This window comes from Rhodoferax sp. (genome assembly GCF_012927445.1).
In the GTDB taxonomy this organism is placed as follows: domain Bacteria; phylum Pseudomonadota; class Gammaproteobacteria; order Burkholderiales; family Burkholderiaceae_C; genus Rhodoferax.
On record NZ_JABBPD010000004.1, the window covers coordinates 327,200 to 340,717 of the forward strand.

The 13,518-nt window shown below is 59.2% G+C and carries 10 protein-coding genes; 4 read left to right on the forward strand and 6 right to left on the reverse strand.

What is annotated here, in order from left to right:
- Nucleotides 1-31: 31 nt before the first annotated feature.
- From HHJ17_RS07100 to HHJ17_RS07110, 3 genes are all read right to left on the reverse strand, one after another.
- Nucleotides 32-1,705 (reverse strand): OFA family MFS transporter, encoded by a 1,674-nt coding sequence (locus tag HHJ17_RS07100; RefSeq protein ID WP_296501644.1) that lies wholly within the window; start codon nt 1,703-1,705, stop codon nt 32-34.
- A gap of 146 nt (nt 1,706-1,851) precedes the next feature.
- Entirely contained in the window at nt 1,852-2,832 is a 981-nt protein-coding gene (locus HHJ17_RS07105; protein ID WP_296501643.1) for a LysR substrate-binding domain-containing protein, read from the reverse strand.
- A 38-nt stretch (nt 2,833-2,870) separates the two neighbouring features.
- Nucleotides 2,871-4,787 (reverse strand): sigma-54-dependent Fis family transcriptional regulator, encoded by a 1,917-nt coding sequence (locus tag HHJ17_RS07110; RefSeq protein ID WP_296501642.1) that lies wholly within the window; start codon nt 4,785-4,787, stop codon nt 2,871-2,873.
- Between the two features lie 304 nt (nt 4,788-5,091).
- Here HHJ17_RS07110 and HHJ17_RS07115 point away from each other — a divergent pair, with 304 nt between their 5' ends.
- Both HHJ17_RS07115 and HHJ17_RS07120 read left to right on the forward strand, forming a co-directional pair.
- Nucleotides 5,092-6,612, forward strand: coding sequence for an aldehyde dehydrogenase family protein (locus tag HHJ17_RS07115; protein WP_296501641.1), 1,521 nt, complete (start codon nt 5,092-5,094; stop codon nt 6,610-6,612).
- A 144-nt stretch (nt 6,613-6,756) separates the two neighbouring features.
- Complete coding sequence (locus HHJ17_RS07120) at nt 6,757-7,128, forward strand: DUF779 domain-containing protein (RefSeq protein ID WP_296501640.1); 372 nt, start codon at nt 6,757-6,759, stop codon at nt 7,126-7,128.
- Between the two features lie 55 nt (nt 7,129-7,183).
- On the opposite strand, the gene HHJ17_RS07125 is transcribed toward HHJ17_RS07120, so the two are convergent.
- From HHJ17_RS07125 to HHJ17_RS07135, 3 genes are read right to left on the reverse strand one after another with little or no spacing between them, the layout of a single operon-like run.
- Nucleotides 7,184-7,492: a HigA family addiction module antitoxin gene (locus tag HHJ17_RS07125; RefSeq protein WP_296501639.1), complete on the reverse strand. Its 309-nt coding sequence runs from the start codon at nt 7,490-7,492 to the stop codon at nt 7,184-7,186.
- 20 nt (nt 7,493-7,512) lie between these two features.
- On the reverse strand, nt 7,513-7,791 hold the full coding sequence (locus tag HHJ17_RS07130) for a type II toxin-antitoxin system RelE/ParE family toxin (RefSeq protein ID WP_296501638.1): 279 nt from the start codon (nt 7,789-7,791) through the stop codon (nt 7,513-7,515).
- 49 nt (nt 7,792-7,840) lie between these two features.
- Nucleotides 7,841-8,254, reverse strand: a complete 414-nt coding sequence (locus tag HHJ17_RS07135) for a transcriptional regulator (RefSeq protein WP_296501637.1) — start codon at nt 8,252-8,254, stop codon at nt 7,841-7,843.
- A 135-nt stretch (nt 8,255-8,389) separates the two neighbouring features.
- Between HHJ17_RS07135 and HHJ17_RS07140 the strand changes: the two genes are divergently transcribed.
- Together HHJ17_RS07140 and HHJ17_RS07145 are read left to right on the forward strand one after the other, a co-directional pair.
- Complete coding sequence (locus HHJ17_RS07140) at nt 8,390-10,501, forward strand: site-specific DNA-methyltransferase (RefSeq protein ID WP_296501636.1); 2,112 nt, start codon at nt 8,390-8,392, stop codon at nt 10,499-10,501.
- Entirely contained in the window at nt 10,498-13,455 is a 2,958-nt protein-coding gene (locus HHJ17_RS07145; RefSeq protein WP_296505368.1) for a DEAD/DEAH box helicase family protein, read from the forward strand. Before HHJ17_RS07140 ends, HHJ17_RS07145 begins: the two co-directional genes overlap by 4 nt.
- Nucleotides 13,456-13,518 lie beyond the last annotated feature (63 nt).

Consider the following 13,518-nt stretch of genomic DNA (forward strand, 5'->3'; position numbering starts at 1 on the left):
TTCAAGCTTATTTTTGTGGCCTGACCCCGCCTCAGAAGAACTTGGCCACTGTCAGCGAGGTGCGATAAACGCCCCACGCCAGCGGAATACCCACTGCCGCCCAAGCCAACACCAGGAAGGCGGGGTTGCTGGGTTTGTCATGGACATGCGTGCCGTCGCCATGCACTTCCGAAGCCTTGACTTTTTCGTGCGCCAGCCGTTTTTCGATGGCCAGCTCGTCCGGCGTCATGAACCACTTGGGATTCAGGGGACGCACCAGCAGATTGCAGATCAAACCCACCACCAGCATGCCGACCAGGATGTACATGGTCTGGTTGTAGACCTGCTCGCGCGGCAAACCGAGTCCGAGCTGGTATTCGCGCATGTAGTTCACCACCACCGGCCCGACGATGCCCGCAGTGGCCCAGGCGGTGAGCAAGCGGCCATGAATGGCGCCCACCATCTGGGTGCCGAAGATGTCGGCCAGGTAGGCGGGCACAGTGGCGAAGGCGCCGCCGTACATGCTCAAAATGACACAAAATGCCGCCACAAACAGCACCTTCGAGCCCGCCGCGGCACTGCCAGGAATGCTGAAGTACAGAATACCGCCGAGGATAAAGAACACCGCGTAGGTGAGTTTGCGACCCAGCTTGTCGGAGATGGTGGCCCAGAAGAAGCGCCCGCCAATGTTGAACAAGCTCAACAGTGCCGTGAAGCCGGCGGCTACGCCGGCGATGGCGGCCAGTTGCGCTTTGTCGAGTTCACCAAACTTCTTGGCCACCCCGATCAAGGAGCCGCCAAACACTTCCTGCAGCATGGGAGATGCCATACCGATGACGCCAATGCCGGCGCTCACGTTCATGCACAAGACCATCCAGATCAGCCAGAACTGGGGAATGCCCCAAACCTTGCTCACATGCACATGGTGCGGGGTGATCATCGCGTTGTTGACCTGCGCCGGCTTCGGTGTCCAGCCCTTGGGCTTCCAGCCGGTCTCGGGAATTCGGTAGCCAAAGGCACCGGCCATCATGAACACAAAGTACACCAGGGACATCACCGCCAGGGTCTGCGCCACACCGACATCGGTGGCGGAGGCAAAGTATTTCATCAGATCGGCAGCCAGCGGCGAGCCAATCATGGCGCCGCCGCCAAAGCCCATAATGGCCATGCCGGCAGCCATGCCACGATGATCCGGGAACCACTTGATCAAGGTGGAAACGGGCGAGATGTAGCCCAGCCCGAGCCCAACACCGCCGATCACCCCCGAGCCCACAATCATCATCCAGAATTGGTGGAAGTAGACGCCGAGCGCCGAGAACAGCATGCCGCCGCTCCAGCACAGGGCCGAGACCACACCCACTTTGCGCGGGCCGACCCGCTCCAGCCAGCCGCCCCAGATCGAGGCAGAAGACCCGAGCAGCACAAAGAACAGCGTGAACATCCAGCCCAGGGTGGAAATTTTCCAGTCACAGCTGGTGGTAAACAACTCCTGGAAGAAGCCCACCTCGGGACCACACTTGATGCTTTCCTTGATGCCCAGTGCCCGGGACAGTGGCAGCCAGAACACCGAGAAGCCGTAGGCCATGCCGATGCACAAATGAATCGCGAGGGCGGCCGGTGGCACGAGCCAGCGGTTGAAACCGGGGCCCGCAACGATGTGCTCTTTGTCGAGCACCCCCAATCGACCTTTCAGGAACGTGCTCGCTCCATCCAATACTATTGACATGCTGTCTCCTTATATTGATGCCCACTTGATGTGAGCTGGGGACAGTATCAAGGAGAGCTCAGCTGGCGGTCAAATTTATTCTGCACATAGCCCGATACAGACTTTGAATGTAGGCAACAACATTCACAGCATCGATTCAAGAGGGGTCATCGCGACGAGGCACTGCTGCGGCGAGGTACCCCGGCCTCCAGCAAACCGGTATGCGCCGTGACATGTTGGCGCCACGTTGGATCGCTTGCCATGTCGAGGGCGGCACGCAGCGTGTGCGACGGGCGATCCGTGCAGGCGAACATGAATCCAATCGGCGTCATCACTTCCGGCCCCATGAGTGGCACAGCCTCCAATTCAGGGTAACCACGCAGAACACCCACCAGAGCCCCCGGCAAGATACTACTGACGTCGCCCACCAACACACTCAAACCCAGTGTCAAAATTGAATTGGTCTCGATAACGGGCTTGATGCGGATGTCGGCCTGCTTAAACGCAGCGTCCACAATCGCGCGATTGTGCATTTCCGGCGTCAACAGGCACAAAGGCAATCGCGCCGCCGCTTCCCACGACATGGGGCGCTCCACGATGCGCAAACCTGTCCTGGCTGGTTTTGCGGCCCGACGCAGTAAAAAATACCGTTCGGTGTACTGATCAATCGTCGAAATTTTGGCGGCCCGCGACTTGAGTCTGTCGGTGTAGCCGAGCGCCAGATCCAGGGACAGATTCTCCAAGCCCGCCTCAATCTCGGGCGAACTCATTGACCGCAGAATAAGCGACAGGCCTGGGTGACGCCCCTGTAACAGGCCCACAAACCGCGCTGCAATCGGCATCACAGAAGGTACCGCACCCAGCGTCAAAGAACCGACTGGCTGATCCGCCGCGCTCTTGAGGTCTTGCAGCAGCAGTTCCTGTTCATGCAGCATCCGTTGCGCGGTGACAAATATGCGCTCACCTTCGGGCGTGAAACTTTGAAAAGCGCGGCCCCGCTTGACGATGGCGGTACCAAACTCCTCCTCCAGCGCACGGATCGCATTGGACAAGGCCGGCTGCGTGATGTGACAGGCCTCGGCCGCGCGTCCGAAATGCTTGAGTTGATGCAGCGCCACAAGGTAATGAAGTGAGGTGAACAAGCTCATTCGTGCTGAATCCTATTGGTCGTCGTCTTTGCGCACACTCAGTCGTTGAGTTTGCGGTAAAGCGTTTGCCGACTGATGCCGAGGCGGCGAGCGGCTTGCGAGATGTTGCCGCAACTGCTTTCCAGCGCCTGCCGGATGGTCACGCGGGACAGTTCGTCCAGGTTTTGGGAGGCACCCGGCGCGCTGACGGCCGAGACCGTTGGCGCTGGTGTGGTGAGTTCCTCCACCACATCATCCGGCAAGTGCGACCAGTCAATACAGTCCTCATGCGGGTCCAGCATGGCGCTGGCCGTGCGCAGCATACCGGCGTATTGGCGCAGGTTGCCGGGCCACGGATGTTGACTCAAGCGCGCCAGCAAATCCGGCGCCAGATGAATGCCGCGCTCGGGGTTGATGTTGGCCAGCAAGCGCAGGGTGAGTGCAGAGAAATCAGTGCGCTCGCGCAGCGCCGGCAACTGGACGGTCAGGCCGTTGATGCGGTAATAAAGATCGCTGCGAAAGCGCCCCTGGTCGGCCATTTCGCGCAGCTTGCAATGGGTAGCGCAGATCAGCGCAAAGTCCACATCCACCGGCCGCCCGCCGCCCAAAGGAGTGACCTGACGCTCCTGCAAGACGCGCAACAGGCGAGTCTGCATGGTCAGCGGCATGTCGCCAATTTCATCCAGAAAGAGCGTGCCAATATGGGCCTCGCGCAAACGGCCCAGGCCCCCTTCGCGCCGTGCGCCGGTAAAGGCACCCGGTGCGTAGCCGAACAGTTCCGCTTCAATCAGATTCTCCGGCAGGGCTGCGCAATTGATGGCGACAAACGGGCCGTTGCGGCGCGGGCCGCTCTCATGCACGGCGCGGGCAAACAACTCCTTGCCGACGCCCGATTCGCCCTGAATTAACACGGGGATCGGCTTGTCCGCGACACGCCGGGCCTTGTCCGCCGCGTTGCGCCATCGCAGGTCGCCGGTGTCGAGGCGGGCCAGCGCATCCACCGGTGCAGAAATGAGTTGATTGACGCGCGCCGCTGGCGCTGCCGGCAGCGCCGTTGCATCCAGATGCACCTGCACAAAAAGGGTCGAGCCGTCGAGCAGACGCACCTGCGTGGCCTGACCGGGGCGGCGCTTGTGGCGCGCGAGCAGTTCGTCCAGGCCCACATCCATCGTGCGGGCCAGTGGCGTGGCACCCAGATCGGTTGCACCGAGGTGCAGCAGCGCCAGAGCGGCGCGATTGGCCCCCACGATCCAGCCGTCAATAGACAGGGCAATGATGCCTTCGGCCACGCTACCAATACCTTCCTGATAGGCGTGCAGATGCAGGCGAATATGCCGCTGGCAGGTGGCGGTCAACAGGCGGTTTTCGATCATGCTCGCCGCCATATTCAGCAGCCCCAGCGTGTGCGGATGCCCGCTGCGCTGGTCGCCCGAGATGTCGATCACCCCCATCAACTGCCCCATGGCGGACAGGATGGGCACCGCCGTGCAGGTGAGAAAGTCATTACGCTCAAAAAAATGTTCGGCACCGTGGATTTCGATGCCGCTGGCTTCGATCAAGGCGGTGCCAATGGCATTGGTGCCCCGGTGCTGCTCATGCCACGAGGCCCCGTTGGCCAGCGCCACGCGCTCGGCCTTGCCGAGAAAGTCGGCGTGACCCAAGGTATGCATCAGCGTGCCCTGGCTGTCGGCCAGAATGACCATGCCCTGGCTGTGGCGCACCTGCTCAAAGAGGTATTCCATCACGGGCCGGGAATGCGCCAGCAGATCATGGTTGCTCTCCAACGTGTGGCGCAAGCCACCGCCGCTGGCGTGTTCGGTCTCCAGCAGACGCCCGGCGGGCAGCAGGCCTGCCGCCAGGCTGCGCCGCCAGGAACGGGCCACGCGCTCGTCAACGCCTTCCGGCGGACAGTCGCCATGCTCCAGCAAATGCAAGCGCGCCTGGCGCAAAGCCGGCTCAAATTGAATGGGTTGCACGTCGTCTCCTGGGCAGACTTCTGTCTGCTTTTTATCATTAAAACTGCACCTATCGTATCCACCGACGCAAACACCAGCGATATGCAAGGTCGAACATAGTGGCCAGCCCCTCAGTTGTCTCGTTTTGAGACAGCTGTCACGGAATGCAACGTTGCACCTACGGCAACGGGTCTCAGTTGATTTTAAAAACGTCTTTTAAATCAAGGCTCTGCTATGTCTCATGGGTGTTGGCACGCGACTTGATAGGTAGTTCATGCCCGCAAGGGAAACCCATTGAACCATCGCACAAAAACGAGGACACACCATGATCTACGCAGCCCCCGGTACCGCCGACGCAAAAATCGCCTTCAAGGCGCACTACGACAATTTCATTGGTGGCCAATTTGTCGCCCCGGTCAAAGGCGAGTATTTTGACGTTATTACCCCGATCACCGGCAAGCCCTACACCAAGGCCGCCCGTTCCGGTGCCGAAGACGTGGAACTGGCACTGGACGCCGCCCACGCTGCGGCCGACGCCTGGGGCAAAACCTCGCCGACCGAGCGCTCCAACATCCTGCTGAAAATTGCCGACCGCCTGGAAGCCAACCTGGAACTGCTGGCCTACGCCGAAACCGTGGACAACGGCAAGCCGATCCGGGAAACCCTCAACGCCGACATTCCGCTCACCGTCGATCACTTCCGCTACTTTGCCGGCTGCGTCCGTGCGCAAGAAGGTGGCCTGAGCGATCTGGACGGCGACACCGTCGCCTATCACTTCCAGGAACCGCTGGGCGTGGTCGGCCAGATCATCCCCTGGAACTTCCCGATTTTGATGGCGGCCTGGAAGCTGGCGCCCGCCATTGGCGCCGGCAACTGCGTGGTGCTCAAGCCCGCCGAATCCACCCCGATCAGCATTCTGATCCTGGCCGAGCTGATTGCCGACCTGCTGCCACCGGGCGTGCTCAACATCGTCAACGGCTACGGCCGCGAAGCCGGCATGCCGCTGGCGACCAGCAAGCGCATTGCCAAAATCGCCTTCACCGGCTCCACCTCCACCGGCCGCGTCATCGCCCAAGCCGCCGCCAACAACCTGATTCCGGCCACGCTGGAACTGGGCGGTAAATCGCCCAACATCTTCTTTGCCGATGTGATGGACAAGGACGACAGCTTTCTGGACAAAGCGATCGAAGGCATGGTGCTGTTTGCCTTCAACCAGGGCGAGGTCTGCACCTGCCCCTCGCGCGCCCTGATTCAAGAATCCATCTATGACAAGTTCATGGAACGCGTGCTCAAACGCGTGGCCGCCATCGTGCAAGGCAACCCGCTCGACACCGACACCATGATGGGCGCGCAGGCCTCCAAAGAGCAGATGAGCAAGATCATGTCCTACCTTGATCTGGGCAAACAGGAAGGGGCCCAAGTGCTGATTGGCGGCGAGCAAGCGCACCTGACCGGCGATCTGGCGGGTGGCTACTACGTGCAGCCCACGCTGTTCAAGGGCCACAACAAGATGCGCATTTTCCAGGAAGAAATCTTCGGTCCGGTGCTGGCGGTGACGACCTTCAAGGATGAAGCCGAAGCCCTGGCAATTGCCAACGACACGCTGTACGGCCTGGGCGCCGGTGTCTGGAGCCGCAACGGCAATGTGGCCTACCGCATGGGCCGCGCCATCAAGGCCGGTCGCGTCTGGACCAACTGCTACCACGCCTACCCGGCCCACGCGGCTTTTGGCGGCTACAAAGAGTCCGGTGTCGGTCGTGAAAACCACAAGATGATGTTGAACCACTACCAGCAAACCAAAAATTTGCTGGTCAGCTACAGTGAAAGCAAACTCGGTTTCTTCTAAAAAAGACGCCAAGTTAGCCAAGCACGCAACGCGGTAACCCGACGGGACGGCCGCCGATTTCTGGTACGCCAGTATGAAGTGGACGCCCCGTTGGGTGATTGCGTTGCGAACGCCAACAAAGTTTCTTTTGAACCGGAGACAACCATGGTTGACAAAGTCATTGCGACTGCGGCGGCGCTTGAACTCGTCGAGTTCCTCAAGCGCAAACACGGTGCACTGATGTTCCACCAGTCCGGTGGCTGCTGCGACAACAGCGCCGCCAATTGCTACCTGCCCGGTGAAATCACCATGGGTGCGGGCGATGTTTATCTGGGTGACATCGGCGGCTGTCCGTTCTACATTGGCAAGTCGCAATATGCCTACTGGAAGCACACCCAACTCATCATCGACGTGATCGAAGGCGTTGGCGGCACCTTCTCGCTCGAAGGGCCGGAGGGCAAGGCGTTTCACACACGCTCACGGGTGTTCAGCGAAGCGGAGTTGGTTGAGTTGAACCGGGAAGGCGAAGGTAAATAGGCTCTACCGACCGTCCTTCTTGAGCAAGAAGCTATGTATTTAATAGCAAAAAACTTCAAGACACCGCAGGCTGAAAAACCCGGATGCGCGGCGCGATCTTGTCGCGGCTCTCGCGCGTCACCATGCGCATGTCGTACTCGGTTTGCAGGTTCAGCCAGTAACGCGGCTCCATGCTGAAAAACAGGCCCAGACGCAGGGCCGTGTCCGCCGTGATGGGCCGTGCCCCATTCACGATATCGCTGATGCGGCTGGGCGGCACGTCCATGTCGGCCGCAAGTTGACGGGCCGTAATACCCAGCGGCTTCATGAACTCCTCCAGCAGGATTTCGCCAGGGTGAATTTCGTCAAGTAATTTTTGTGTCATGTTGGGCCTCCAGATCCGACTCAGTGGTAATCCACAATTTCCACACGATACGCACCGTCGTCATGCCAGACAAAGCACAGACGCCATTGGTCATTGATGCGAATGCTGTGCTGGCCCTTGCGGTTTCCCTTCAACGCTTCCAGCAGGTTGCCCGGTGGAATGCGCAAACTGTTCAATTCGGTAGCAGCATGCAGTTGCAGCAACTTGCGCCGCGCTACCCGTTCAATGTTTCTGAACCGGCCAACCACTTGACTATTGAACAAGGCCTCGGTGTCGGCACAGGTGAAAGAACGGATCATGGAGGAATTTTAATCTGAAAAATGGATTCCGTAAAACGGAATCTGCAACTCATTCTGACGCGGGCGGTGTCGTGTCACCATGCACCTTGGCGAAAGTCAGGATGATTTCGCGGATGAGTTTGCGCTGGGGCGCTGGCAGCTTGAGGAAGGCGTCGAAAGTTTCACGCTCCAGGTAGCCAACGCCTTCATCCCAGCGCTTGCGATGCTGCAGCACCGATTGCCGAACGGCCTCACCAAAACGCAACACCTCGGGCTCAATCTTGAGAATGCCAGCCAACACCAGAAGTTTGTCCTGTTCGGGAATCGCTTCACCCCGCAGCCAGCGCGACACAGCCTGAAAACTGACCGAGCGCCCCCAGTAATTGGCATTGAACTGATTCAAAAGCACGCCCGGACGCGGCTCCAGACCAGCAGCCACCATCGCCGCCTGTAGCCGTTGGGAAAATTCGAGCTTGTTATTCATGCCACTGAAATTAAATTTCAGTGGCAAATTTATTAAACTTCGTGTTGTACTATCGATTGAATACTTTGTTGAACTATCGATTGAACGAGGCATATCGCTTGTTCTATGGCGGATGTGCCGCCAACAACACGCACCATGCCCAAATCCCTGCTCGAACAACTCCCCGACATCGTGGCCAATGGCCGCAAAGAAGCTGAAAAAATCCTGGAGGGGCTGGAGAGTCGCCACCGCGTGACGCTACAAACCCGTGAAGTGGTGCTGCCCGCCAAAGATTCGGCCGCGCAGGATTGGGTAACGACGCAAAACCGGCAGGCACAACAGGCCAGCCACGATGACGCCTGGATCAACCGCCTGATTTACGGCGACAACCTGTTGGCCATGGCGGCGCTGCTGGCGGGGGACGAAAACACGCCGTCCCTGCGCGGCAAGGTCGATTTGATCTACATCGATCCACCGTTTGACAGTAAGGCCGACTACCGCACCAAGGTCACGCTCCCCGGCATGGAGCTGGAACAAAAGCCCACCGTCATCGAGCAGTTCGCCTACTCCGACACCTGGAGCGACGGCACCGCTTCCTACCTCGCCATGATCACGCCCCGGCTGATTCTGATGCGCGAACTGCTGGCGGACACCGGTTCGATTTATGTGCATCTGGATGGTCATGTAGGGCACTACGTGAAGATCGTGATGGATGACATTTTTGGCAAAGACAAATTCGTAAATGAAATTGCATGGAAACGCTCTCACGCCCACGGGGACTCGGGGCAAGGCGCAGCACACTTCGGACGAGTTACCGAGGGGCTGCTTTTTTATGGTCGAAGTGACCAACGGGTTTGGAATCCACCGTATGAACCCTACACCGACGCAATTCTGGATCGAGACTACAAGTACACAGATGCTTCCACCGGTGAACGCTATCGATTGATGCCAGTAGATGGGCCAGGCGGGGCTGCAAAAGGAAATCCATACTACGAGTTCCAAGGGGTAAGAGGCTACTGGCGTTACTCAGAGACGACGATGCAGAGTCTTTGGGAGCAAGGCGAAATCGTCGTTTCCTCAACCGGCCGATCACTGAGTAGAAAGAAGTTTCTCAAGCACGCGAAAGGGACTCCCATCACAGATTTTTGGTCTGATATAAATCGGATCAGTCCAACGTCCAGTGAACGGCTTGACTACCCGACCCAAAAACCAGAAGCCTTGCTGGAACGAGTGATTCGATCCTCAACAGAATCAAATGGATTGGTAATGGATTTTTTCGGCGGCTCCGGCACCACCGCCGCCGTCGCCGAAAAACTGGGCCGCCGCTGGATTACCACCGACCTTGGCAAACCGGCCTGCATGATCATGCGCAAGCGGCTGATTGACCAGGACGCCAAGCCGTTTCTGTACCAAGCCATCGGCGACTACCAGGTCGAAGCGGCCAAGGCCATGCTGGGGCGTGACTTCCGCATTGGCGACTTATCGCAAATCGTGCTGTCGCTCTACGGCGCCCTGCCCTTGCCGCCGGAAGTCAACCCGCAGCGCAACTTGGGCCAGATCGCCGGCATGGCGTTTGGCGCAGGCAAAAGCAGCAAGACGCTGGTGCTGGCAGATTCGCCCAACAAGCTCACGGGCGCGGCCACGCTCAAAAAAGCCATTGCGCAGCGGGACAACCTGCTGGGCGGCTGGGACCGGGTGGTGGTGCTGGGCTGGAACTTTGAGCCTTCGATTGGTGAAACCATCACCGCGCTGAACGACTCGCGCCTTGAAGTGCTGGTGATTCCGCCCGACCTGATGGACCGGCTCAAGAAAAAAGGCGGCATCGACAAGCTGCGCGGACAGGTACGGTTTTCTTCGCTGCAATATCTGACGATTCACCCGATTGAACACAGCCCTTCGACCGGATCAGGTCAAGCGGATGGCGAACAGGAAACGCTGACCGTCAAACTCAAAAACTACGTGCTGCTGTCACCCGAAGCCATCAATCTGGACGACGCCAACCGGCTCAAGCTACAAGCCGTCATCAACCAGGAACCGCTGGCGCTGATCGAATATTGGGCGGTGGACCCGGACTACGACGGCAAGGTGTTCCGCTCGGTCTGGCAAGACTACCGGGGCAACACGGCCAATGACGGCGATGCGTTACGGGTGGTGACGCAGGCCGTGGTCACAACGCCCACCAAACCCGGCCCGCGCAAGGTGTGCGTGCGGGTGGTCGATGTGTTTGGGTTTGAGGCCGAAGTCATCTCCACGGTGGGGGCGCTATGAGCCACAAGCCAGAGAATCAACTCGCCCTCTCCATCGGCCTCACTGCCAAAACCAACCAGCTGTGTCTGGGCCTGGAGTCCGGTGCCGCCGACATTCTGGAGCTGGTAACACCCACTACGGCCGAGCTGCTGCTGTGGTGGTTTGGCGAAGATATGGTGCTGGCGCGCAGCGGGCTGAACTTTCACGCCGGGCAGAAACAGGCGATTTTGAACGCCATCGTCGCGCACGAAGTTTTGGGCAAAAACCATGAGCACTGGACGCTGCTGGACCTTTACAAAAATTGCGCACCCGACGCGCTGCTGACTGGCACGCGGCTGAATGAGGTGGCGCAGGCCAAACACGCGCACCCTAAATATTGTTTCAAGATGGCGACCGGCACCGGGAAAACCTGGGTGCTGCAGGCGCTGATGATCTGGCAACTGCTCAATAAAACGGCAGCACTGGCCGAAGGCATTGACGACGCCCGCTTTACGCGCCAGTTCATGGTGGTGGCACCGGGGCTGATCGTTTACGAGCGCTTGCTGGATGCGTTTTGCGGCAAGCTGATTGAAAACGGCAATGGTTCGCGCGACTTCGTCAGTTCTGACATCGCCCGGTTTGCCGACCTGTTCATGCCCGATGCCAACCGCGAACCGGTGTTCGCCTTCGTGCGTGGCAACGTCTGCAGCAAGACCGAGATTGGCCTGAAAGCCACCGGCAACGGCATGATCGCCATCACCAACTGGCACCTGTTGAATGACAGCGACAGCGTGGAGGAAGTGGAAGAAGTGGAAGCGCTGGGCGCGCCGCTGGAGCCCCAAGACGTCATCAGCGCCGTGCTGCCCCTGATGCCCGGCCGCGCCACCGGCAACAGCCTGGACGTGCTGGACCGCCGTTACGCACGCGGCAATGTGCTGGAGTTTCTGGCGAATCTGCCCGAGTTGATGGTGTTCAACGACGAGGCGCACCACATTCACGAGTTCAAACGCGAGGGTGAAAGCACCGAGGTGGAGTGGCAAAAAAGCCTGTCAAAAATTGCCGCCACCAAGGGGCGGCGCTTTGTGCAGGTCGATTTTTCGGCCACGCCGTACAACGATGTGGGCGCGGGCAAGACCAAGCGCAAGGTGTATTTTCCGCACATCGTCACGGATTTCGATTTGAAAATGGCGATGAAGCAGGGGCTGGTGAAGTCCATCGTGCTGGACCGGCGCAAGGAAATTGGTGCGCTGCCGCTGGAGTTCAAAGCCGAACGCGATGAGCAAGGCAACCCGGCTTTGAGTGAGGGTCAGCGCGTGATGTTGCGCGCCGGGTTGAAGAAGCTGCGCAAGCTCGAAACTGACTTTGCCCGGATCGATCCGACGCGCCACCCCAAGATGTTGGTGGTTTGCGAGGACACCACGGTGTCACCGCTGGTAGCGACTTTCTTGCAAGACCAGGAAGGCTTGAATGAAGACGAGGTGATGCTGATCGATTCCGGTAAAAAAGCCGAACTGGGCGAAAAGGATTGGGCACCGGTGCGCCAACGCCTGTTCAGTGTCGACCACCACGCCACCCCCAAAGTCATCGTCAGCGTGCTGATGCTGCGCGAGGGCTTCGACGTGAACAACATCTGCGTGATCGTGCCGCTGCGCAGTTCGCAAGCGCAAATTTTGCTGGAGCAGACCATTGGCCGCGGCCTGCGGCTGATGTGGCGGGATGATGAATACGTCGAGTTGAAACGAGAGAACCGCGAGCGCATCAACGCGGGGCATGAGCCCGGCAGCTTGCTCGATGTGCTGTCCATCGTGGAACACCCGGCCTTTCAATCGTTTTACAACGAACTGATTCAGGAAGGGCTGGCGGGCACCACGGGTGACAACATGGACGACACCAGTGCCACCGGCGACGTGATTGCCGCCGAGTTACGCAAGGGTTTTGAGGCGTTTGACTTTGGCATCCCGTTCATCCTGCAAGAGGCCGACGAGCTGCGCGACCACACGGCGCTCGACTTGACCGCCCTGCCCGCTTTTACCGCGATGACGGTGACGCAACTCACCGATTTATTAGGCAAGGGCGATACCTTCATCTCGCAAGACCTGCAAAGCGCCACGCTGTTTGGCGACTACCGGGTGGACGGCGCGGTGATGAACGTCGGTGGCTACAACGAATACTTGAGCCGCCTGACGCGGCGCATCAGCCAGGCGCTGAGCGAGCCAGTGCCGAAAGGCAACAAGGTAGCGACGCATCTGGCCAAGCCCTATTTACAGGTCAATACCGCCGAGCTAACCGGCTGGCTCGACGACTACATCTGGACCCAGTTGTTTGATGCCGCTTTCAACCCGCTGGATGGGGAAAACTGGCGCGTCTTGCTGCTGCAACCGGTGGTCGATCACATCACCAAGGTCTTTGCCGTGGCGCTGCTGGAGTCGGAGCAAAAGCATGTCACAGGGCAAACCGAGGTGCATTTGCGCCGCTTGAGCGAAGTACCGCGCCTGATGATGCGCGAAAGCCATTCCGTGGAGGTGAGTAAATGCATCTACACCCGGCTGGCCTGGCCGGCGCGCAACGGCGGGCTGGAACGCGCCTTCATCCACTGGGCGCAGGCTGATACGCAGATTGAGGCGTTTTGCAAGATCAGCGAAAACCGCCACACTTTTGCCAGGCTGCGTTACGTCAAGGACGACGGCTTGCCCGCGTTTTATTCACCCGATTTTTTGGTGCGCACAGTGGACGCGGTGTATCTGGTGGAAACCAAGGCACAGCAGCAAACCATTCACCCCAACGTGCAACGCAAGCGCAAAGCCGCGCTGGCCTGGTGCGAGCGCATCAACGGCTTGAGTGTCGAGCAGCGTGGCGGTGCACCCTGGCATTACGTACTGCTGGCCGAAAACGTGGTGTATGAGTGGCAGGCCAAAGGCGCGCGCCTGGCTGAGCTGCTGGACTACGCCCGATTGAGACCGCTGGCCAACGCCTCGCTGCAACAGCAACTGATCTGAGCGGCACGAGGAGCGGGGTAAATTTATAGAAAATCAGCCTCTAACCCTCGTCCTATATGCGCA